Source organism: Lentzea sp. JNUCC 0626 (assembly GCF_043632865.1).
Classification (GTDB): domain Bacteria; phylum Actinomycetota; class Actinomycetes; order Mycobacteriales; family Pseudonocardiaceae; genus Lentzea.
This window is the reverse complement of the sequence record NZ_CP171635.1, coordinates 210,420-230,888: the sequence shown is the minus strand read 5'-3', so window position 1 is coordinate 230,888 and position 20,469 is coordinate 210,420. Positions and strand designations below refer to the sequence as shown.

General features: G+C 68.0%; 25 protein-coding genes. 14 read left to right on the top strand and 11 right to left on the bottom strand.

Features of this window, described 5'->3' with window-relative positions:
- Positions 1–30 precede the first annotated feature (30 nt).
- The gene (locus tag JNUCC0626_RS01115; RefSeq protein ID WP_394617726.1) at positions 31–495 is read left to right on the top strand and encodes a hypothetical protein; all 465 of its coding nucleotides are present in this window, start codon (positions 31–33) and stop codon (positions 493–495) included.
- The gene (locus JNUCC0626_RS01110) at positions 492–1,217 is read left to right on the top strand and encodes an alpha/beta fold hydrolase (protein WP_394617725.1); all 726 of its coding nucleotides are present in this window, start codon (positions 492–494) and stop codon (positions 1,215–1,217) included. The genes JNUCC0626_RS01115 and JNUCC0626_RS01110 overlap by 4 nt, the downstream gene beginning before the upstream one ends.
- On the opposite strand, the gene JNUCC0626_RS01105 is transcribed toward JNUCC0626_RS01110, so the two are convergent.
- Positions 1,187–1,786, bottom strand: a complete 600-nt coding sequence (locus JNUCC0626_RS01105; RefSeq protein WP_394617724.1) for a TetR/AcrR family transcriptional regulator — start codon at positions 1,784–1,786, stop codon at positions 1,187–1,189. The two genes, JNUCC0626_RS01110 and JNUCC0626_RS01105, sit on opposite strands and share 31 nt — an antisense overlap.
- An 83-nt stretch (positions 1,787–1,869) precedes the next feature.
- On the opposite strand from JNUCC0626_RS01105, the gene JNUCC0626_RS01100 reads away from it, so the two are divergent.
- Positions 1,870–2,814: a beta-ketoacyl-ACP synthase III gene (locus tag JNUCC0626_RS01100; RefSeq protein WP_394617723.1), complete on the top strand. Its 945-nt coding sequence runs from the start codon at positions 1,870–1,872 to the stop codon at positions 2,812–2,814.
- A 204-nt stretch (positions 2,815–3,018) separates the two neighbouring features.
- On the opposite strand, the gene JNUCC0626_RS01095 is transcribed toward JNUCC0626_RS01100, so the two are convergent.
- From JNUCC0626_RS01095 to JNUCC0626_RS01080, 4 genes are all read right to left on the bottom strand, one after another.
- Positions 3,019–4,401 (bottom strand): NAD(P)/FAD-dependent oxidoreductase, encoded by a 1,383-nt coding sequence (locus JNUCC0626_RS01095; RefSeq protein WP_394617722.1) that lies wholly within the window; start codon positions 4,399–4,401, stop codon positions 3,019–3,021.
- Positions 4,398–5,225 carry a 4Fe-4S domain-containing protein gene (locus JNUCC0626_RS01090; RefSeq protein ID WP_394617721.1) on the bottom strand — a complete coding sequence of 276 codons (828 nt, stop codon included), beginning with the start codon at positions 5,223–5,225 and terminating at the stop codon, positions 4,398–4,400. Before JNUCC0626_RS01090 ends, JNUCC0626_RS01095 begins: the two co-directional genes overlap by 4 nt.
- A gap of 176 nt (positions 5,226–5,401) precedes the next feature.
- The gene (locus JNUCC0626_RS01085) at positions 5,402–6,112 is read right to left on the bottom strand and encodes a DUF4142 domain-containing protein (RefSeq protein WP_394617720.1); all 711 of its coding nucleotides are present in this window, start codon (positions 6,110–6,112) and stop codon (positions 5,402–5,404) included.
- A gap of 67 nt (positions 6,113–6,179) precedes the next feature.
- Complete coding sequence (locus JNUCC0626_RS01080) at positions 6,180–6,779, bottom strand: hypothetical protein (RefSeq protein ID WP_394617719.1); 600 nt, start codon at positions 6,777–6,779, stop codon at positions 6,180–6,182.
- A gap of 113 nt (positions 6,780–6,892) precedes the next feature.
- Here JNUCC0626_RS01080 and JNUCC0626_RS01075 point away from each other — a divergent pair, with 113 nt between their 5' ends.
- From JNUCC0626_RS01075 to JNUCC0626_RS01060, 4 genes are all read left to right on the top strand, one after another.
- On the top strand, positions 6,893–7,462 hold the full coding sequence (locus tag JNUCC0626_RS01075) for a sigma-70 family RNA polymerase sigma factor (RefSeq protein WP_045315736.1): 570 nt from the start codon (positions 6,893–6,895) through the stop codon (positions 7,460–7,462).
- On the top strand, positions 7,459–8,202 hold the full coding sequence (locus JNUCC0626_RS01070; protein ID WP_394617718.1) for an anti-sigma factor family protein: 744 nt from the start codon (positions 7,459–7,461) through the stop codon (positions 8,200–8,202). The genes JNUCC0626_RS01075 and JNUCC0626_RS01070 overlap by 4 nt, the downstream gene beginning before the upstream one ends.
- A gap of 94 nt (positions 8,203–8,296) precedes the next feature.
- Positions 8,297–8,704 (top strand): hypothetical protein, encoded by a 408-nt coding sequence (locus tag JNUCC0626_RS01065; protein ID WP_394617717.1) that lies wholly within the window; start codon positions 8,297–8,299, stop codon positions 8,702–8,704.
- Between the two features lie 2 nt (positions 8,705–8,706).
- On the top strand, positions 8,707–9,177 hold the full coding sequence (locus tag JNUCC0626_RS01060) for a YkvA family protein (RefSeq protein ID WP_394617716.1): 471 nt from the start codon (positions 8,707–8,709) through the stop codon (positions 9,175–9,177).
- Here the strand turns inward: JNUCC0626_RS01060 and JNUCC0626_RS01055 are convergent.
- On the bottom strand, positions 9,112–9,597 hold the full coding sequence (locus tag JNUCC0626_RS01055) for a GNAT family N-acetyltransferase (RefSeq protein WP_394621945.1): 486 nt from the start codon (positions 9,595–9,597) through the stop codon (positions 9,112–9,114). The two genes, JNUCC0626_RS01060 and JNUCC0626_RS01055, sit on opposite strands and share 66 nt — an antisense overlap.
- 65 nt (positions 9,598–9,662) lie before the next feature.
- Between JNUCC0626_RS01055 and JNUCC0626_RS01050 the strand changes: the two genes are divergently transcribed.
- From JNUCC0626_RS01050 to JNUCC0626_RS01040, 3 genes are read left to right on the top strand one after another with little or no spacing between them, the layout of a single operon-like run.
- Positions 9,663–10,808, top strand: a complete 1,146-nt coding sequence (locus JNUCC0626_RS01050) for a PP2C family protein-serine/threonine phosphatase (RefSeq protein ID WP_394617715.1) — start codon at positions 9,663–9,665, stop codon at positions 10,806–10,808.
- A complete protein-coding gene (locus JNUCC0626_RS01045; RefSeq protein WP_394617714.1) occupies positions 10,805–12,322 on the top strand; it encodes a sensor histidine kinase in 1,518 nt (505 codons plus the stop codon). Before JNUCC0626_RS01050 ends, JNUCC0626_RS01045 begins: the two co-directional genes overlap by 4 nt.
- Positions 12,315–12,752, top strand: coding sequence for a response regulator (locus JNUCC0626_RS01040; RefSeq protein ID WP_394617713.1), 438 nt, complete (start codon positions 12,315–12,317; stop codon positions 12,750–12,752). Before JNUCC0626_RS01045 ends, JNUCC0626_RS01040 begins: the two co-directional genes overlap by 8 nt.
- Here JNUCC0626_RS01040 and JNUCC0626_RS01035 read toward each other — a convergent pair.
- From JNUCC0626_RS01035 to JNUCC0626_RS01015, 5 genes are all read right to left on the bottom strand, one after another.
- Positions 12,727–13,167, bottom strand: coding sequence for a ClpX C4-type zinc finger protein (locus JNUCC0626_RS01035; protein ID WP_394617712.1), 441 nt, complete (start codon positions 13,165–13,167; stop codon positions 12,727–12,729). The two genes, JNUCC0626_RS01040 and JNUCC0626_RS01035, sit on opposite strands and share 26 nt — an antisense overlap.
- A gap of 64 nt (positions 13,168–13,231) precedes the next feature.
- Complete coding sequence (locus JNUCC0626_RS01030) at positions 13,232–13,381, bottom strand: hypothetical protein (RefSeq protein ID WP_394617711.1); 150 nt, start codon at positions 13,379–13,381, stop codon at positions 13,232–13,234.
- On the bottom strand, positions 13,378–14,103 hold the full coding sequence (locus JNUCC0626_RS01025; protein ID WP_394617710.1) for a lysophospholipid acyltransferase family protein: 726 nt from the start codon (positions 14,101–14,103) through the stop codon (positions 13,378–13,380). Before JNUCC0626_RS01025 ends, JNUCC0626_RS01030 begins: the two co-directional genes overlap by 4 nt.
- A complete protein-coding gene (locus JNUCC0626_RS01020; protein ID WP_394617709.1) occupies positions 14,100–15,104 on the bottom strand; it encodes an MBL fold metallo-hydrolase in 1,005 nt (334 codons plus the stop codon). Before JNUCC0626_RS01020 ends, JNUCC0626_RS01025 begins: the two co-directional genes overlap by 4 nt.
- Before the next feature lie 34 nt (positions 15,105–15,138).
- On the bottom strand, positions 15,139–15,408 hold the full coding sequence (locus JNUCC0626_RS01015) for a GNAT family N-acetyltransferase (protein ID WP_394617708.1): 270 nt from the start codon (positions 15,406–15,408) through the stop codon (positions 15,139–15,141).
- Positions 15,409–15,446: 38 nt separating this feature from the next.
- Between JNUCC0626_RS01015 and JNUCC0626_RS01010 the strand changes: the two genes are divergently transcribed.
- The 4 genes from JNUCC0626_RS01010 to JNUCC0626_RS00995 all read left to right on the top strand — a co-directional run bounded on the left by JNUCC0626_RS01010 (position 15,447) and on the right by JNUCC0626_RS00995 (position 20,449).
- Positions 15,447–16,424, top strand: coding sequence for an LLM class flavin-dependent oxidoreductase (locus tag JNUCC0626_RS01010; RefSeq protein ID WP_394617707.1), 978 nt, complete (start codon positions 15,447–15,449; stop codon positions 16,422–16,424).
- Between the two features lie 46 nt (positions 16,425–16,470).
- Positions 16,471–16,953, top strand: coding sequence for a hypothetical protein (locus tag JNUCC0626_RS01005; RefSeq protein ID WP_394617706.1), 483 nt, complete (start codon positions 16,471–16,473; stop codon positions 16,951–16,953).
- 219 nt (positions 16,954–17,172) lie between these two features.
- Positions 17,173–17,931, top strand: a complete 759-nt coding sequence (locus tag JNUCC0626_RS01000; protein ID WP_394617705.1) for an ABC transporter ATP-binding protein — start codon at positions 17,173–17,175, stop codon at positions 17,929–17,931.
- Between the two features lie 16 nt (positions 17,932–17,947).
- The gene (locus JNUCC0626_RS00995; RefSeq protein ID WP_394617704.1) at positions 17,948–20,449 is read left to right on the top strand and encodes an ABC transporter permease; all 2,502 of its coding nucleotides are present in this window, start codon (positions 17,948–17,950) and stop codon (positions 20,447–20,449) included.
- The last annotated feature ends 20 nt before the right edge of the window (positions 20,450–20,469 follow it).

Sequence of the window (20,469 nt, the reverse complement as noted above, 5' to 3'; positions counted from 1 at the left end):
GGGCGTCAAGTACTTGCTATCGTCTGTCAAGTGCCGACCCTCTCGGAACACGTCGATCTGCGGGACGACCTGATCCGGCTCGTCACGAGCCGGCTCCTCGACCCCCTCGAAATCCTGCTGCCGCAGGCCGATCTCGACGGCCTGCGGCTGTCCGTCCGCGCGGACGCCGACATGTGGGCCGCCCAACTGCTCGGGCCGCGTGACGTCGTGGCGCGACAGGTGGCCGTGCGGCTGATGGCCGTGCTCTACCCCGGCGACAAGCCGTTCGACCCGCCCGAGGAGTGGTGGGCGACGCCGCTGGGACGCGTGTGTGCGCGGAGGGTCGGTCATCCCAGCAAGGAGGGCGTGTCGTTCGGGGTGGCGGGCGCGATGCTCGGGATCACCCGGCAGGGCGTGCACGACCTCGTGAACCGCCACAAGTTGCTGCGGCATCCGGACGGCGGCGTGGCCGTCGAGTCGATCCGCGCCCGGCTCGGACTGAGGAGAGAACAGTGAAGTTGGCGGCGACCGAGCACAAAGGGACTGGACAGGACTTCCTGCTGCTGCACGGTTTGGGCGGCGACAGGTCGAACTGGGACGCGCTCGCGCCGGAACTGAACGGCCGGGCGGTGGCGGTCGACCTCAGAGGGCACGGCGAGTCGCCTGACGGCGATTGGGACTGGGAGGCCGTGCTCGACGACCTCGACGAGACCGTTGTCCACTTCGGACTCGACAAGCCCGTGGTGGTCGGACACTCGTTGGGCGGCGTGATCGCCGGGCTGTGGGCGTTGCGGCATCCGTCGTGCCCGGCGGCGGTCAGCTTGGACGGACATCGTTCTGCCACAACGCATCCGGAGAACTACCCTGGGCTGAGCACCGAGGACGTGACGCGAAGCCTGGCCGAGTTGAACGCGCTCTTCGACGCCCAGCTGGAGACGATCACGCGGCCGTCGCGCAGGATCCTCGACGTGCTGCGGACCTCGCCTGAGCTGCTGGACGCGCTGCCGGTGTTCGCCAAGGTGACCGCGCCGTTCCTGCTGGTGTTCGCCGCGCGCAACTTGCCGGTCCCACCCGAGCTGTTGCCGTTGTCCGAGGCGCACAGGGCGGGGGTGCGGCGGGACGTGCCGGCGAACGTCGAGGTGCACGAGATCGACGCGACCCACGGCCTCATCGCCGAACAACCGCAAGCGGTCGCGGCGATCGTCAATCAGTTCGTGAGCAAGCGCTTCAAGGCCTGACGGGCCCTGAAGGGCGCGGCGTTGTCGTGCTCCAGCTGGAGGAAGTGGTTGAGCGCCAGCATGACGCCGAGCAGCTCGAAGATCAGTTGTTCGACGTCGGTGTCGCGGGACAGGGCGTCGTCGCTGACGGCGCGGCGGATGTGGATGCGGAGGTCGCGGCGCCACAGGGCGTTCATGCCGGCGAGGGCGTCGCGGACGCGGCCGCTGCGGCCGTCGAACTCGGTGGTGGCCGCGGTGAAGAAGCAGCCGCCGGGCAGCACGTTGCGTTCGAGGTAGGAGACCCACGCCTCGCAGACGGCGCGCAGGCGTGGCAGGCCGGACGGCATCTGCTTCACCTTGCCGGGGACCTCGCGCAGGAACACCGCGGCGGCCTGGTCCACGACGGCCAGTTGCAGGGCCTCCTTGGTGCCGAAGTGGCCGAGGAGGCCCGCCTTGCTCATGCCCAGTTCGGTGGCGAGGCGGCCGATCGTGAGCCCTTCGAGGCTTTCCGACGACGCGATCGCGAGACTGCGGTCGAGGATGCGCTGCCGCGTCTCGAGGGTGTCGGCGACAGAACGGCGCGGGCTCATCCCAGTAGCTTACGAGGCCCTTTAGCTACCGACCGATCGGTTGCTATATTCGCCGCGTCGCCTGTCCTGGAGGAGAGTTCACCGTGTCCGGATCCCGTGTCGTCGCGCTCGGCCACTACCAGCCCGAACGGGTGCTGACCAACGCCGACCTCGAGAAGATGGTCGACACCAACGACGAGTGGATCCTCCAGCGCACCGGCATCGCCACCCGCCGGATCGCCGCCGAGAAGGAGACGGTCGCCGACATGGCCACCGAGGCGGGCTCCAGCGCGCTCAAGGCCTCGGGCCTCGCGCCGTCCGACATCGGCCAGGTCATCGTGGCCACCTGCTCGGCCATCGACCGCAGCCCGTCCACGGCGGCCCAGGTGGCGGCGCGGCTCGCCATCCCGTCGGCCGTCGTCTTCGACCTCAACAACGCCTGCGCCGGCTTCTGCACGGCCCTCGCCACCGCCGACCACACCGTGCGCGCGGGTGCCGCGAAGCACGCGCTGGTGATCGGCGCGGAGAAGATGTCCGACCTGGTCGACTGGACCGACCGGTCGTCCTGCATCCTGCTGGGCGACGGCGCGGGCGCCGCGGTCGTGAGCGCCTCCGACGACGCTCGGATCGGCCCCGCGGTCTGGGGTTCGGACCCCAGCAGGTCCAACGCCGTTCGGCTGGTGAACGAGTGGCAGCCCCGGTTCGAGCAGGAGGGCCAGTCGGTGTTCCGGTGGGCCACCAGCGAACTCCCCGCCGTCGCGCTCCAGGCCTGCGAACGCGCGGGCATCGCGGTCGGCGACCTCGCGGCCGTCGTGACGCACCAGGCGAACCTGCGGATCATCGAGGCGCTGACGAAGCGGATGGGATTGCCCGAGGGCGTCGTGATCGGGCGGGACGTCGTGGAGTCCGGCAACACCTCGGCCGCCTCGGTGCCGCTCGCACTGTCCAAAATGGCCGAACGCGGCGAGCTTCCGTCCGGTAAGCCGGTGCTGCTGTTCGCCTTCGGCGGCGGGCTGTCCTGGGCCGGTCAGGTCATCACGGCACCCTGAAACGAAAAGGCCGGTGTGGCGGCTCGGGAGCCCGCCGAGCCGCCACACCGTTGGTGACGCACGAGAGGGAAGTTCAGGCTGCCGGCGCGGGAACGAGCGCATCGCCGCGTGACGTCATCGGTCCGCCACCTGGCCACGCGGGCGACGTCGGAGTTCGCCGTTCCCGCTTGCCCTGTACCGACTGCCTGAAACCTCCACACCTGGTTAGGGCCTCGCGCGTCCTCCGCCCGACCGCACCATCTCCGGCCTCGACCGCGAATGCCTCCGCCGCTGCAATGGCGGGGACATCGACGACGAGACGGACGGGGGAACGGATGATGCGAGGGCGGCGACCGGTTCGGGAACCGGGAGCATGGCCGTCGGGAGAACTTCCGGTTCGGCAGGCGCGACCACTTCGGTCTCCGGCTGCGTCCACACGGGAACGTTCGTCTCGACCTGGTTCTGCCGGAACAGTTCCGGCGTCTCGGTGATGATCTTGCCCGGCTCCTCCAGGCCGACGATGCCGACGAGCTTGCCGTTGGCGATGAAGCCGGTGAGGCCGTTCACGTCCGTGGTGTCGGTGCCCAGCACGGGCAGGCCGGCACCCTGGACGCGCATGCCGTACTGCTCGGTCCAGAACCGGGGAACGGGCGTGTAGGTCTTGGCGTGGTTGCGGCCCACCAACAGGTTCTCGGCCGCCGCACGGCCGCCTTCGACCGCGTTGAGCCAGTGCTCGACGCGCCGCACCACACCGTTGAAGCGCATGTTGGGCCAGCGCGCCACGTCACCGCAGGCGACGAGGTTCTCGGCACCCACGACGTGGTTGGTCGAGTCGCACAGCACGCCGTCGGAGATGTCGAGGCCGGAGCCGCGCAACCAGTCGACGGCCGGCGAGGCGCCGACGGCCAGCACCACGCACGAGGCGAAGAACACCTGGCCGTCCGAGAGGTGAATCCCGATGCCGCCGGGCTGCCGCACCCAGTGCTTGATGCCGACTCCGGTGGCCAGCCGCACGCCGTGCTCGACGTGCGCCTCGGTGATCTTCTTGCCGATGTCGTCGCCGACCACGCCACCCAGCAGAGCGGGCGAGCGGACGATCAGGGCGACGTCGCGCCCCATGTGACGAATCGAACACGCGAGCTCACAGCCGATGAAACCACCGCCGATGACGGCGACGAGTCCCTGCGACTGCCGGATGTTCTTGCGGATCGCGACCGCGTCGTCCAACGTCCGCAGCACGTGCACCCGCGGGTCGTGGCGCGGAGCGCCGCCCATCGCCCGGGCGTCGACGCCCGTCGCGATGATCATGCCGTCGTACTTGATCTCCTCGCCTCCCGGCACCCAGACCGACTGCTTCTTGGGGTCCAGGTGCAGGGCCGGGGAGTTCATCCGCCACTCGGCGTCGAGGTCGCCCGAGAACGACAGCAACGAGTCGTCGGGCGTCCACTCTCCGGTGATGATCTGCTTCGACAGGCACGGGCGGTGGTACGGGAGGTGCCGCTCGGCGGACAGGATGGTGATCTGCCCGTCGAAACCCATCTCCCGCAGCCGTTCCGCGGAACGGACTCCACCGAGCCCGCCGCCGACGACCACGATCCGTTCGCTCACTTCACTCGCTCCCTGATCTCGATCGCGCGCATCGGACACGCGCGCTGTGCCGCACGGGCCTGAGCGAAGTGCTCCTCAGGCGGTCTGCGGTTGTAGGTCAGGCGGTTGTCTTCGATCAGCTGGAAGACGTCGGGCGCTTCCGCCTGGCAGGTGCCGTAGCGATGGCATTTCTCGTTGTTGACGCTCACGTCCATCGCGTCGCCCTCGCCGATGCCGGGTTCCTTGCCGCGCTCGGACTCGAGCATTCCGATGCGCGTCAGCACCTCGGGGGGCAGGAACCGGGCCAGGGCCAGGGTCGCGGTGGGCACGAGGACGGTCAGGCCGCCCAGCCAGAGCACGGACAGGTTGCCGTTGGCGATGGCGCCGAACCAGGAGTGCACCACGGTGATGCCCACCGCGATGTACGCCGTTTGATGGAACCGCAACCACTTGCGGTAGAAGACTTTGTGCCTCATCGAGGCGAGGACGGCGATCGCGAGCATGACCTCCAGGCCGAGGATGCCCAGCGCGTGCCGGAACAGGCCGCCGTCGACGAACGGCAGGATCAGCTTCACGAAGCTGAACGTGCCGGTCTGGATCAGTGTGAAGGCGAACGCGTGGATGCAGCCGAACGCGATCGCCAGGGACGCGAGCACCATGTGCCCGTTCTTCAGACCTTCACGGCCGGTGAGCTTCTCGGCCCATCCGGTCGCGATCAGCACGCCCCAGGACAAGGTGGCGCACATCATGACGTAAGCCAGCCTGGCGGAGATCTGGGCCATCTTCTTGACACCCGAGTCGAACTCGGCTGACTGGGCCACCAGGAGCGGAATCTGGCTCGACAACAACTCTTCCTCCGGAAAACCTCTCAGCGGGGAACTACCTCGCGGGAACCCGCCCGGTCCTGTCGTGCAGGAGTGGACACATCAGGTCCGGGCGGGTGGGAACAGGTCCGCGTTGGAGTGCCTCTGACCTTGGGACACCACCTCCGTTTCCCGTCACACAACGGGGTCTTGCAGACTCACCGCGCCGCTCGTCGCGGGCGGAGTACTCGGAGCAGGAGCACCGTGAGCACGGCTCCCGCGGCGGTGACCGTGAGGATCACCCACATGTTCGGCCCCTCGTTGGAGGCCAGGGTCGCGTTGATGATGCCGCCGGCGGGCTGCGGTTCGGCGAACGCCGCGTCACCGGCGATCCCGCTGCTCTCCAGCAACGTCATGTGCTTCATCACCACGTCGATGCCCGCCTGCGCGAACCCGCGGATGACGTCGTTGCGGGTCCCCGAACGCACCTTCGCGATGAAGGGGAAGATCTGGCCGTGCGCGGCGCGCAACCGGGAGATGAACGCCTGGTCGAACGCGTCGCCTTCGAGCGCGTTGATCTCTTCCATCCACGACTGCTGCGTCGGGTTCGGCACGTCGGGCGTGGTCAGCCCGAACCCGGCGGCCGTCTTCTTCGTCAGCGAGTCCAGCATCATGTGGTCGAGCATGATCATCTTACCGATCTGCTTGACCCTGGCGTTGGACGCCTTGGTGGCCGTGAGCTCGCCCATGGGCATCTCCCACAGGCCGGCCAGGCGCACCCTGTTGAGCAGTTCGCGGTCGCTCGCGGTCAAGGGCCCGCTCGGGGTGTCCATCACTCCCCCGGTGTCCGCGGGCTGCGCGGCAGCCGTGGCGGTCAGGCCGGAGAAGAGGAACAACATCGCAAAGACGGTGGCGAGGGCTCTGGTCATCGTCTTGTGGTCCTCGTCGTCCAAAGGAAGTAGATAGGGGGTGAATGAATTGCGTAGAGCAGTGGGCTCAGTAGCCGGGTGCGGCCGGAGGTGGCGCGGACTGCGGTGTCTGCGCCGTTCCCGACTTGGGGGGCGTGTTCGGCGTACTGCTGCTCTTGCTGTTGTTCTGCGCTTTCCCGCCGGTGATCTTGGCGCCGTTCGGGGCCGTGACCCACCACACGCCACCCTTGGCCTGGCCCTTCATGTCGCCGGCGACCTTGTCCTCGGCGAACGTGTACTGCGGCCAGCCCTGGATCGTGAGCTGCTTGGTGCCGTCCGGCCTGGTCAGGACACCCATGGAGATCGGGTCGATACCCGTCGCCAGCGGCGTCTTGTCCGCGAGCACCGGCTTCCACGCCTTCGCGCACTCGCCCTCGCAGTTCGACTTGGACGGCTTGGGGACGTCCTTGTCGTAGCGGTACATGGGCAGGCCCTCGGCGTCGATCACGAACCACCCCATCTGCTCGGTGTTCGAGATGAAGTAGCTGTTGTAACCACCCAGATCAGCGGGATTTGCCTGCAAGGCGCCAGGAGCGGCCTCCCCGCCGGGAGGCGTCTGGGTGCTGCCGCACGCGGTGAGGGAGATAGCCAGTGCCGCCAGGGCGGTGGTGGCTGGTCCACGTCGCATCGGCAGGTCCTTTCTCGGCGGGGTACCGAGGAGTACGGACACGATCCGGCAACGGTTCACGGACTTCGTGAGGAATATTTGCCTCTCGACTTCCGGCGCTTGATGAGGCAAGGATGTCCCCCGTGGCGCGGCATAGACGTCAACGTGAGTTAGACGAACAATCACCAAGACCGGGATCTCTCGAGGAAGAGTTGATCCGACGGCTGTACGAGGAATTCGGTAGTGCCCTGCTGGGTCACTGCATGCGGTTGACGGGCCATGATCGTCAGTGGGCCGAGGACATCGTGCAGGAGACACTGGTCAGGGCATGGCGCAATGCCGAAAAGCTCGAACGTGACCCGGTGCTGTTGCGGTCGTGGTTGTTCACGGTGGCAAGGCGGTTGGTCATTGACGACAGGCGTAAGAGAAGCGTCCGTCCGCAGGAGTTCGAACTGACCCCTTCGGACGAGTCGCCCTCCGGCAGCGAAGAGGATCGCACCCTCGCGGCGATCGTCGTGGCCGAGGCGATGAACGGTCTCTCCGAGGAACACAGGGAGGCTATTCTCGAAACATATCTGCGGGACCGCACCGTCGGTGAGGCCGCGGCGGCACTGGGTGTGCCACCGGGAACGGTCAAGTCGAGGGTGTACTACGCGCTCCGTGCGTTGCGGCGTGCGTTGCACGATCGGGGAGAGACGCGGTGACAACGGCACCAGATCACCTCGACGTCGCCGCCTACGTGCTCGGCATCCTCGATGCCGATGAGGTGGAGGCGTTCGAGAACCACCTGACCGAGTGTCGGCGGTGTGCTCTTGACCTGCGCGACTTCGCGGTGGTGCCCGACCTCATCGACGAGGCCGACGCGGGCGGGATGCTGCGCGGGACAGCACCGGAACGCCCCGACGGCAAGTCGGTCCGGGTCATGCTCGACGCCGTCTCGGCGCGCAGGAAGCGCCGACGGTGGTTCGTCGCCCAGGGCGTCGCGGCCGCCGCCGCCGGCGTCGTGGCGGTGACGGCTGTCGTGACCACGCTCGTGGTGCGCGGCGCCGACGACGGTTCGAACCAGGCAGCGCCCCAGAGCCCCGGTACGTCGACGTCCCAGACGCGAGTGGCGAACAACTCGCAGGACACGTCGATGGAGGTCAAGCACCAGGACCCCAACAGCGGAGTCGGCACGAAGATCATCGCGTCCGACGAGCCCTCTGGCACCGCGATGGACATCGAGATCACCGGCATGTCGGGCCCCGGCAGGGGTTCGCTCGTCGCCGTGGGCCGCGCGGGACGCGTCGCCCAGATCACGTCCTGGTACGCGCCGGAACCGGTGGCGGGCGACAAGAAGACCATCAAGCTCGCGGCCAACGTCGCCATGCGCTGGCACGAGATCGCGACGTTCCGGATCGTCGACGAGAACGGGAAGACCCTGCTCGAAGTCGTCGCGTCCTGACGTTTCACCACACCAGGCCACTGCCTCCATCGGATCCGTGAGATCCTGTGGGGGCAGTTGTCGTTTCACCTGAGGTTCTGGGAAGGCTGGCCACGTGGCAATTGGCCCGTCAGCGGTAGAGCGCTGGCTCGATCTGTCCACAGAGGAACTGCGTGCGCAGGTCTCGCGACTCGTGTCCTCCCGGTTGCCGGGTGATCACGCGGTGTGGCAGGCGATCCGGCGTCAGCCGGCCCTCGTCCCGCGGATCAGGGGAGTCCTCTCCGGACTCGCGGCCACGGCGGCAGGCAGCAAGGACGAGGCCATGCAGAAGGTGTGGATCTCGAAGGCCCGCACCGCGCTGGACGCCCCGGTCGTCGCACCCGTCAAAGCAGTGCGAAAGCCGGTGGTCAAAGAGGTTCCCGTTGAGGAACCCGAGCCTGTGATCGAGCTGAAGCAGCCAGAACCGCAACAGAAGCAGCCCGCCAAACCGGCACCCACGATGCTGTTCCAGGAGCCCAGTTAGCCATGGTCGTCTTCGGGTCGCTCGTCTCGCTGTCCGGTCTCGTCATCCTGGTGTTCCGCGACGCCCCGCTCGGCGGCCTGAGCCCTGCCGTCGTCGGCTGGGTGCTGCTCCCCCTGGGCCTGGTGTTCGCGGGCCTGGGGGTGCTGCGCAACCGCCGCAAACGCGCGCAGCAGGGGCCCGGCCCGGTCGGGAACCCCGTCACGCGACTGAAGGCGTTGCCGCGGCTGTGGAAGACCTGGCGCAGCGGGCAGTACCCGGAGCTGCCGCGCAGCCAGGTGGTGATGTGGGCGGTGGCGCTGGTCTACCTCGTGTCGCCGATCGACGTCCTGCCGGAGTTCCTTCCGGTGATCGGTGTGACCGACGACGCGGGTGTCCTCGTGTGGTTGCTCAGCAGTCTTTCGGTGGCGTCAGGCTCGTACCTGCGCTGGGAGAAGACCCATGGCGACACGGGTCGCGGGATCGAGGCCCCGTGAGGCCTCCTCGCTCATGATCGAGGCGAGGCCCGGCGAGACGTCCTCGAGCACCTGGAAACCCAGGCGCTCGTAGTACGGCGCGTTCCACGGGATGTCGCGGAACGTCGTGAGCGTCACGGCGCGATCGGCGTGCGTGACGTGCTCGATCAGCGCGGCGCCGATCCCCTGGCGAGCGTGCGAGGGGTGCACGCTCACCTGGTGGACGTGCGTCGCGCCGTCGACGTCGCCGACCGCGATGAACGCCACGGGCACCCCTTCGGCACCGATGGCGACCCACACCTCGTGTGCGCCGAGGTCCTCCAGGGACATCGGCGCGTCGTCGGCGATCTCGGGCATTCCGGCGTCGCGGAACTGTTCTCCGGACGCGTTTTCGAGCTGCTGGAGGTACGGCAGTTCGGCTGGTTGGGCGAGACGGATCAACACGCCCACCATCCTGGTAGGTCTGACGCGAGCAGCACAGCCCAATAACGTTAAAGTCCGACCCGATGCGAACCAAGACAGTGCGCGTCCTCCTGGTCGAGGACGACGACGGCGACGCCCTGCTCGTCGAGGCGCTGCTCGAAGAAGCGAGCGCGCCGTTCGTCCTGTCGCGCGCGGAAACACTCGCGGAGGCGGAGCGGATGCTCTCCGACGCCGAGTGCGTGCTGCTCGACCTGGGACTGCCCGACTCGCACGGGCTCAACGGCCTGCACCGCCTGCTGGCCAAGCCGAACGCACCGGCGATCCTGGTGCTGACGGGTCACGACGACGACAGCGAGGGACTCGCCGCGGTCGCCGCGGGCGCCGAGGACTTCCTCATCAAGGGCAAGGTCGACGGCGAACTGCTGCTGCGCGGCGTCCGGTACGCGGTCGAACGCCGCCGTGCCGAGGACGCCCAGCGCCAGCTGCGCGAGGCCGAGCTGCTCGGTGCCGAACGCGCCCGGCTCGAACGCGGCCTGCTGCCTCCCCCGCTGCTGCGGAATTCCGACGTGGACCACGAGGTCCGCTACCAGCCCGGCGGCCAGCGGATGCTGCTCGGCGGCGACTTCTACGACGCCGTCGGCCTGCCGGACGGCACGGTGCACGCGATCATCGGCGACGTCTGCGGCCACGGCCCGGACGAGGCCGCGCTGGGCGTCTGCCTGCGGATCGCGTGGCGTGCGCTGGTGCTGGCGGGAGAACCGGCCGAGAAGGTGCTGAAGACGCTCGACCAGGTGCTGGTCGCGGAACGGCACGGTGAGGGCATCTTCACCACGGCGTGCATGATCACGGTCGCGCCGGACCGGCGGTCGGCGCGGTACTTCCTCGCCGGGCACCCCGAGCCGTTGATGATGGTCGGCGACCAGATCGTCGACCTGCCGCAGTCGAAGATCGGCGTACCGCTCGGCGTGCTGCCCGACTACGCCTGGACCGGAGTGGACGTGCCGCTGCCGTCCGGCTGGTCGATCGCCTGCTACACGGATGGACTGATCGAGGGCCGGGTACCCGACGACGTCGACCGGCTCGGTGTGGAGAGGCTCTGCGAGATCCTCGCCAGACATCTGCGCGCCGGCCCCAGCTGGATGGACTCGGTCATCGCGGAGGTGACGGAGCTCAACGGCGGGGCGCTCGACGACGACGTGGCCATTCTGCTGTTGAAGGACGGAAAGTGAACCTGCCGCAAAGGCTGCCCGCGAGCCGGCTGCTCGTCGTCACCGTCGCCGTGCTGCTCGCCATGACCGCCGTGGCGATCTCGTCCACGGTCCTCGCCCTGGACGCGCTGAGCGACACTCGGGCGAAGTCGGTCGACCAGATCGAACCCGCCGCCCGCCGCGCGCAGGCGCTGAGCCGCTCCATGCTCGACCAGGAGACCGGCGTGCGCGGGTACATCCTCACCGGGCAGGAGGACTTCCTGAAGCCGTACCTGGACGGTCAGGCCGCGGAGGCGGAGGCCGTGAAGGGCGTGCGCGACCTCCTCGGTGACGTCAACGGGCGGGTCACCCGCATCGAGGAGCTCTCCGGGCAGTGGCGGTCCGGGTACGCGGAACCCACGGTCACCGCCATCCAGCTCTCCGGACCGTCCGTCGGCGTGGTGGGCGACATCGAGCGCGGCAAGGTCCTGTTCGACCAGATCCGGTCCGAGACGGCGGCACTGCAGTCCGACATCGCGGCGCTCTCCCGGCAGGCCCGCGCGGACCTGGAGACCTCGGCGAACGTGGTGCTGTGGCTCGTGATCGGCATGGGCGTGCTGCTCGTCGCGGTGATCGGCGGCCTGACGCTGGTGCTGTACCGCCTGCTGATCGAACCGCTCGCGAGCCTGGCCGCGCACAGCAGGCAGGTCGCCTCTGGCGACTTCGAGCACGTGATCGACGCGCACGGTCCACGTGAGATGGTCATGCTCGGCGAGGACGTCAACGCCATGCGGCACCGGATCGTGCAGGAGCTCGCGACTCTCGACGCGGCGAAGACCGAGCTGCAGCGCTCGAACTCCGAACTGGAGCAGTTCGCCTACGTCGCCTCGCACGACCTCCAGGAACCGCTGCGCAAGGTCGCGTCGTTCTGCCAGCTGCTGCAACGACGTTACGGCGGCCAGCTCGACGAGCGCGCCGACCAGTACATCGAGTTCGCCGTGGACGGCGCCAAGCGGATGCAGGTGCTGATCAACGACCTGCTGGCGTTCTCCCGCGTCGGCCGGATGACCCGCGAGCTGACCGTGATCGACCTCAACGTCCTGGTGCGCCAGGTCGTCGACAGCTACTCCGACCGCGTCGAGGAGACCGGCGCACGGCTGGAGATCGCCGACCTGCCGTCGGTGCGCGGCGAGGCGTCGTTGCTCAGCGCGGTGTTCCAGAACCTGATCAGCAACGCGCTGAAGTTCACCGGCGCCGAGGCACCCCTGATCTCCGTCGACGTCGAACGGGACGGCGAGCTGTGGAAGTTCACGGTGCGGGACAACGGCATCGGGATCGAGGCGGAGTACGCTGACCGGATCTTCGTCATCTTCCAGCGCCTGCACCCGAAGGACGCGTATCCCGGCACCGGGATCGGACTGGCGATGTGCCGGAAGATCGTCGAGTACCACGGCGGCACCATCTGGCTGAAGACCGACGTGGACTCCGGTACGACCTTCGAGTTCACCCTGCCCGTAGTCCACGCGCCCGCCGAACTTGAGGAAGTCCATGGTTGAGTCGCTGAACGTGATCGACGTCCTGCTCGTCGAGGACGACCCGGGCGACGCCCTGATGACGCAGGAGGCGTTCGAGCACCACAAGATCCGCAACGTCCTGCACGTGGTGAAGGACGGCGTCGAGGCGATCGAGTTCCTGCGCCGCGAGGGCCAGTACGAGAACGCACCGCGGCCTGGCCTGATCCTGCTCGACCTCAACCTGCCCCGCAAGGACGGCCGCGAGGTGCTGGGCGAGGTGAAGAACGACCCCGAGCTCCGGTCGATCCCCGTCGTGGTGCTGACGACCTCGGAGGCCGAGGAGGACATCCTGCGCTCCTACAGCCTGCACGCGAACGCCTACGTCACCAAGCCGGTGGACTTCGACAGGTTCATCGAGGTCGTCCGTCAGATCGACGACTTCTTCGTCACCGTAGTGAAGCTGCCCCGCTGATCACGGCGGCGCTGAAGTCCAGGCAGGAGCGGCAGATCTTGGCGTCCGCTCCTTCGTGGACGGGCTTGGTCTCGCTGCAGAACGAGCAGGTGCCCTCGTTCTCGACCTGAGCCTCGGCGATGCAGAGGTTGCAGATCAACGCCGCCGGTCCGGCCATCATCTTGTCGACCTGGTCGGCGCCCCGCGCGCAGAACCAGCAGCGTTCGGTGCGCTTGGACTGTTCCACGATCTGATGCACGCGCTGGTGGCTGATCTGCAGCGCTTCCGCGATCTCGCGCATAGACCCGCCCGCGCGGTGCAGCTTCAGCACGCTGTGGTGGTAGACGGCCTTGGCGATGTCCGCCTGGTCCTGGGCGGCGGCGGAGGCGGTACCCGCCTTCCGCGCCACTGCCAGCAGTTCCTCGTCCAGAGTCATGCCGTCTACGGTAGCTAGACGCGTCTAGTCTGCCTAGACGCCGTCTAGGGGTACTTGACGGCCCTCAGTCGACGCTGCGGACGATCACGGGCTCCTCGTCGGCCTGCCTGACCCACTCCTGGGGTTCACGCGGGTCGGGGATGACCGGTGCCCAGATCCCCGTTCCGCCGGGACGACGCTTCCTGCGTAACTCGAATTCCTCTCGCGTGGTCATGCACTCTGGGTACCCGCCTGAGCGGAACGTATGCCCGACAGCATGGTCGTGATGGCCGCCATGACCCTGCGCGTGGCCTCTGCCAGCACTTCCGCGGTCAGTTCCCGGTCGTACAGGTCGGACAGATCCACCGGCGCGCCGGCGACCACGTCAATCTTCTTGCGCGGCAACAACCTCGGCAGGATCGTGCCCTTCGGCAGCAACTCGTGCGTGCCCCACTCGGCGACCGGCACGACGGGCACTTTGGACTCCAGCGCCATCCGCGCCACCCCCGACTTGCCCTTCATCGGCCAGTTGTCGGGGTCGTCGGTGAACGTGCCCTCGGGGAACACCATCACGCACTCGCCGTCGCGCAACGCCTGCACGGCGGGCTTCAACGCCTCCGAGGCCTTCACCGTGCCGCGTTCGACGGGGATGTGACCTCCCGATCGCATCACCCAGCCGATGACCGGCGTGCGCCACAGGGAGGCCTTCGCGAGCACGCGCGGCACCCGGTTCGACATCAGCGAGAACACCACGGCCGCCACGGTGTCCGCGTTGGACAGGTGGTTGAACGCGAGGATCACTCCCCCGCTGCCCGGCACGTGCTGCTTGCCGCGCACCCTCAGGCGCACGAACAGCACGACGACGGGCCACAGGACGTCGATCGCCAGCGAGAACCAGAATCCCCTGCCCCGGCGGGGCATCTTCCAGGTCCAGGCGGCCAGCTCAATCGGTGTCACGCCTGGTATTCGAGCACGCCGGCGTTCTCAGTTCGGGTCAATTCGCCACGTTCGACGAGAACGTCGAGATGAGCAGCCGTCTCACCGATGGCCAGCACCTGGTTGAACATGTCGAGGTCGTCGAACCGGCGCTGGCGCCGCGTCCACCCGATCTTGCGCGCCGTCTCGAACGCAGTGCCCGACGCCGCCTTCCCGATCTCCTCCAGGCGCTGCTCGTGGAAGTGCAGCAGTTCGTCGACCCGCGCGTGCGAGCTGTCGGTCACCTCACCGTGCGCGGGCAGCAGCTTCAGGTCGGGCAGCTCGCGGGTGAGCCGCAGCGACGTCATGTAGTCGCCGAGCGGCAGTTCGGGCCGCAGCGGCTCGAAGCCGATGGACGGCGTGATGTGCGGCAACACGTGGTCGCCGGAGAACAACACCTTCGCCGTGTGGTCGACGAACACGACGTGTCCGCGCGTGTGCCCCGGCGTCGGGATGACCTCGAGCATGCGGTGCTCCAGGTCGACGACGGACCGCGTGAGCCACTCGTCGGGCTCTTCGTAGTCGCGCAACGCGTCACCGCGGTCGACGTGGTGCATGATCTTGATCCACGTCTCGGCCAGCTCGCCGGCGCCCCACTTGCGCAGGTCGGCGACGTGCTGGTCCTCCTGGCCGTGCAGCATGTGCAGCAGCGACGGCTGCTCGCCGAGGCCCAGCGCGATCTTGCTGCCGAACGTGCGGCGCAACGACACGGCCATGGTGAAGTGGTCGCGGTGGACGTGCGTGATGAGGAAGCGCCTGATGTCCTCGAAGCCCTTGTTCAGGGTGCCCAGCGCCGCTTCCAACTGGTCGCGCGCCTCGTCCAGCGCCCAGCCGGAGTCGACCAGGACCAGGCCGTCGCCGTCCTCGATGGCGTAGACGTTGACCGCGCGCAACCCGTCGTTGGGCAGCGGCAGCGGAATCCGGTGCACCCCTGGTGCGACCTCGAACGCGCCCGGCTCACTCCACACGCTCGCCCACCTCATTGTCAGCGCACAACGTTGTTAGCTTAAGCAACTACTACCGGACGGTAACACGGTATTCCGGGTGCTTGTCGATGTACTTGGCGACAAACGGGCACAACGGGGAGATCTTGACATCCCTCGCCTTCACGTCTTCCAGCGCGTACTTCGCGAGCTGGGCGCCCAGGCCCTGGCCCGCGTAGGCCTCGTCGACCTCGGTGTGGACGAGGGCGAGGACCTCGCCGATCTTGCGGTACTCGAGGAAGCCGGCGAGCTTGCCGTCGACGTGCACTTCGTAGCGGCTCAGGGCGTCGTTGTTGGTGACCACATCAACCATCTTGCCTCGGAAGATGGAAAATGGCAGGCATGGACGTCTACCTCCTGATCCTGGGTGACCACCTGCCCAACCCGTGCACCGGGCAGGAGGTGCCGCAGGCCGACCGGCTGCGCGCGATGATCGAGCAGGCGGTCGTGGCCGAGGAGTCCGGCTTCGCGGGCGTCGCCATCGGCGAACACCACTTCACCCGCTACATCGTCTCGGCCCCGGAACTCCTCCTCGCCGCGGTGGCAGCGCGCACATCCACCCTCAGGCTCTCCACCGGCGTCACGCTGCTGGCCCACCGCGACCCGGTCCTGGTGGCCGAGGCGCTGGCCACCCTCGACGTGCTGTCGGACGGCAGGGCCGAGCTCATCGTGGCGCGCGGCGTGGACCAGCAGACCGACGCGGCGTTCGGCGTCCAACCAGGCGAACTCAGGGCCAGGTTCGAAGAACACCTGCGACTCCTCCTCAAACTCCTGGAAGAGCCCGAAGTCAGCTGGGACGGCAAGTTCCGCGGCCAGCTCAGCGAGGTCACGACGACCCCACGCCCGGTGCAGACGCCGAGGCCGACGGTCTGGATCGGCAGCGGGTCGGCCGTGTCGGCGGATCTGGGCGCCGAGCTGGAGATGCCGCTGATGCTGCCGTCGACGCTCCGCGACCCCTCGATCTACCTGGAAGTCGTGCGGCGGTACCGCGAACGCTTCCCCGAAGGGCGCGTCGGTGTGCCCAGTCACGTGTTCGTGGCGAACGAGGACGCGAGGGAACGCTGGCGGCCGCACCTGGCGGAGTACGCGCGGTTCGCGGACCCGTGGCGCGGGGACGGCGACATCGATGTCGACGCCATCATGGACGGCGCGGCGGTGTGCGGGACGCCGGACGAGGTGGCCGACCGCCTGAACACGTTGGCGGAGCGGCTTTCCATCGACACGCACCTGGTGATGGTGGACATCGGGGGCATGCCGCACGAATCCGTCATCGAGACGATTCGGTTGTTCGGGGCGGAAGTGCTGCCGAAACTTGTTTAACGCGAGCGGTGCCAAGGGTTAACACAAGCCCGGCACGATGGACGTCGTGGGCATCAACGTCATCGGCATCACGCATCCTGGGCAGGTCGGGGCTCTCCCCGGCGGCACGAACGTGCTGGTGCTGGCCGATGACGGGACGTTCGCCGACGAGTTCCTCGACACCGACCTCCACGCGCATCAGGTGGTGGTGCGCGCACACGGGCGCGGGTCGGCGTTCTTCGGGGTGGCGGACAAAGCCCGTGAGTTGGGTGCGGATCGGGTCCTCTTCGGTGGTGTGCACGACACCGCCGCCTCTCTCGTCACCGGAGAGGACCCCGTGCTCGTGCTCGGTGTCAGGCCGCCCGGCGGTCCGATCGCGTGCAACGCGGCGTTCCTGGAGGAGCTCGTGAACTGGCCGCGGCCGGCGCGCGCGTACCGGGGTGACGTGGACCACTGGCTCGCCGAGAACGCGTTGAGGGAAGGCCTCCGCGTGGAATTGGTTTCGTGGGTGATGGACACCGTCCCCATGCGACGGAAGTTGACCGCCTAGTCATCCGAAGGCGGAAGACACTGTCCTGCCAATGAAATACCGTTTCTCTCGCGGCCAGTGCCGACGCACACGCACCGGAGCTGAGTGGTTTCTCAGCGTGCCCACTCGGGGGATTGGGCGCACGGTTCAGGGTTCATCTCAGGGGAGAACCTGAGCCAGCGGTGTGGTGGCGTCGCTCAAGATGGTGCGCACCAGAGACCCACAGAGGGGAACAGACAGGTGAGCGCGTCCGAAGGTGTCGCGGCCAGAGCCGTCGACGTGTGGAAGTCCTACGGGTCCGGCGATGCCGCCGTGACCGCGCTCGCGGGGGTGAGCGTCGACCTGGCGAAGTCCAGGTTCACCGCGATCATGGGCCCGTCGGGGTCCGGCAAGTCGACGTTGATGCACTGCCTGGCAGGCCTCGACGACGTCACGAGCGGTGAGGTGTGGGTGGGTGACACGAAGGTCACCGGGTTGAAGGACCGCGGTCTCACGGAACTGCGGCGCGACAAGGTCGGTTTCATCTTCCAGCAGTTCAACCTGCTGCCGACGCTGACCGCGGAGGAGAACATCACGCTGCCGCTCGCGATCGGCGGCAAGAAGGTCGACAAGGCGTGGTTCGACGTCGTCGTCGACACGGTCGGTCTGCGTGACCGGCTCTCGCACCGGCCCACGCAGCTTTCCGGTGGGCAGCAGCAGCGCGTGGCGTGTGCGCGTGCGCTCGTGTCACGTCCTGACGTCGTGTTCGCGGACGAGCCGACGGGCAACCTGGACTCGCAGTCCGGCGCGGAGGTGCTGGGGTTCCTCCAGCGTTCCGCACGGGAGTTCGGGCAGACGATCGTGATGGTCACGCACGACGCGAACGCCGCGTCGTACGCCGACCGCGTCATCTTCCTCAAGGACGGCCAGATCGTCCGCGAACTGCTGTCGCCGTCGGCGGACGAGGTTCTCGACACGATGAAGCACCTCGACTCAGCTGTCGCGGTGCCGCATGTTTAAGGCCACCATCAAGAGCTTGCTCTCGCGCAAGCTCAGACTCGTGCTGTCCGCGCTCGCCGTCGTGCTGGGCGTGATGTTCGTGTCCGGTTCGTTCGTGCTGACCGACACGCTTCAGCGTTCGTTCACCGACCTGTTCTCGTCGGCGTTCGCCAATGTGGACGTTTCGGTGTCGCCGAAGGCGGAGAAGGGCAAGCAGCCGGAACCGCTGACGCCGCAGGCGATCGACGACGTCAAGTCGGTGTCCGGGGTGGCGAACGCCGTCGGTGACGTGCAGGGCTCTGCCCGGCCGATCGGTAAGAACAACAAGGTGATGACCACGTCCGGCGCGCCGCGGTTCGGGTTCAACTGGACCGGCACCGGACTCGAGAAGCTCCGCGACGGCGGCAAGGCACCGAGTGCCGACAACGAGGTCGTGGTCGGCGCGTACCTGGCGTCGAGTGGCGGGTTCGAGGTCGGCGACGACATCGCGTTGCTGACGCTGGAACCCAAGAAGACCTTCAAGATCACCGGCGTGTTCGAGTACGCGGGTGGCCGCGAGTCGATGGGTGGCGAACTCGCTGTCGCGTTCACCCAGCCGGTCGCGCAGAAGTTGTTGCTGGGCCAGGAGAACGTGTTCTCCGGCATCACCGTCACGGCGGCTCAGGGCACCTCCGACGACGCCCTGCGCGACGCGGTGGCGGCGAAGCTCGGCGCGAACTACGACGTGAAGACCGGGGCCACACTCGCGAAGGAGCAGGCCGACCAGATCAACGAGGGCCTGAAGTTCTTCAACTACGTGCTGCTCGGGTTCGCCGGCATCGCGTTGTTCGTCGGCATCTTCATCATCCTCAACACGTTCTCCATCATCGTCGCCCAGCGCACGCGGGAACTGGCGCTGCTGCGGTCGATGGGCGCCTCACGCGGCCAGGTCATCGGCTCGGTCGTGATGGAGGCGTTCGTGATCGGCCTGATCGCGTCGATCGTCGGTCTCGGGGCAGGGGTCGGCGTCGGGGCGCTGCTCGCGAAGATCTTCAGCTCGATCGGCGGCTCCAGCCTGCAACTCGCGGGCATCGGGGTGCCGATGTCGGCGGTCATCTCGTCCTTCGCGGTCGGCATCATCGTCACCATGATCGCGGCCGTCACGCCGGCGCTGCGGGCGTCGCGGATCGCGCCCGTCGCGGCGATGCGCGAGGCGGCCACGCCGGACCGGCCGCTGACGAAGATCACGATCACCGGCGCGCTCGTCGCGGCGGCGGGCGGCACCGCGTTGGGCTTCGGCTTCCAGCAGGCCTCGCTGCCGTTGATCTTCGGCGGCATCCTGGTGGCGTTCGTCGGTGTCGCGCTGCTGACGCCGATGCTGTCCAAGCCTATGGTGTCGTTGATCGGCCGCCTGCTGTCGTGGTCGATGCCAGGACTGCTGGGGCGCCGCAACTCCGCGCGCAACCCGCGCCGCACGGCGATCACCGCGGCCGCGCTGATGGTCGGCATCTCGCTGATCACCGGCGTGAGCGTGGTGCTGACGTCGGCGACCAAGTCGATCGAGAAGCTCGCCTCCGGGCAGCTGCAGACCGACCTGATCATCTCCGGCGAGGGCCAGATGGAGGGCCAGCCGGCGACGTTCGGGCCGGACGTGCTGGCCAAGATCGAGAAGACCGACGGCGTCGCGTCGACGGTCGGCTGGTCGTCGGACGGCGTGCTGCAGGGCGAGGACCAGATGTTCGGCATCGCGGTCACGGACGTGCCCGCTCTCAAGACCATGTTCGCGCTCAAGCCCAAGTCCGGTGACCTCGTTGCGCTGAAGGACGACCAGATCGGGCTGCCGGAGGACGTGGCGACCGACAAGGGCTGGAACGTCGGGTCGCAGGTGTCGTTGCAGCTGGCCAAGGCGAGCGCGCCGAAGACGTTCACGGTCGCGTTCGTCTGGACGAAGTCGCAGGTGTTGCAGGGCGCGATCGTGCTGCCGGAGTCGGCGTCGAAGGAGTTCCGCTCCGACGGCATCGGGCAGGCGTTCGTCCAGGTCACGCCGGGTACGAACGTGGCGGACGTGCAGAAGCGCGTCGAGCCGCTGCTCGCCGACAACCCGGAGATCACCGTCCAGGACCGCAGCGGGTTCGTGAAGCAGACGACCTCGCAGTTCGACACGGTCCTGCTGATGATCCAGATCCTGCTGGCGCTGGCGATCCTGATCGCGGTCCTCGGCGTCATCAACACCCTGGCGCTGTCGGTGATCGAACGGACCCGCGAACTCGGTCTGCTGCGCGCCATCGGCATGCGGCGGGCGCAGGTGATGCGGATGATCACCGTCGAGTCGGTGGTGATCTCGGTGTTCGGCGCGGTGCTCGGCCTCGCGGTCGGGCTCGCGCTGGGCGTCGCGACCGTGCAGGCGCTGAAGGACCAGGGCATCTCGGAGATCGGGTTCCCCTGGATGACCATGGTCCAGTACCTGGTGGTCGCGGCGTTCGTCGGCGTGATCGCCGCGATCCTGCCCGCGATCCGCGCGGCCCGGCTGAACGTGCTGGACGCGATCGCCTACGAGTGACGTACGTCGTGAGGGCGCTG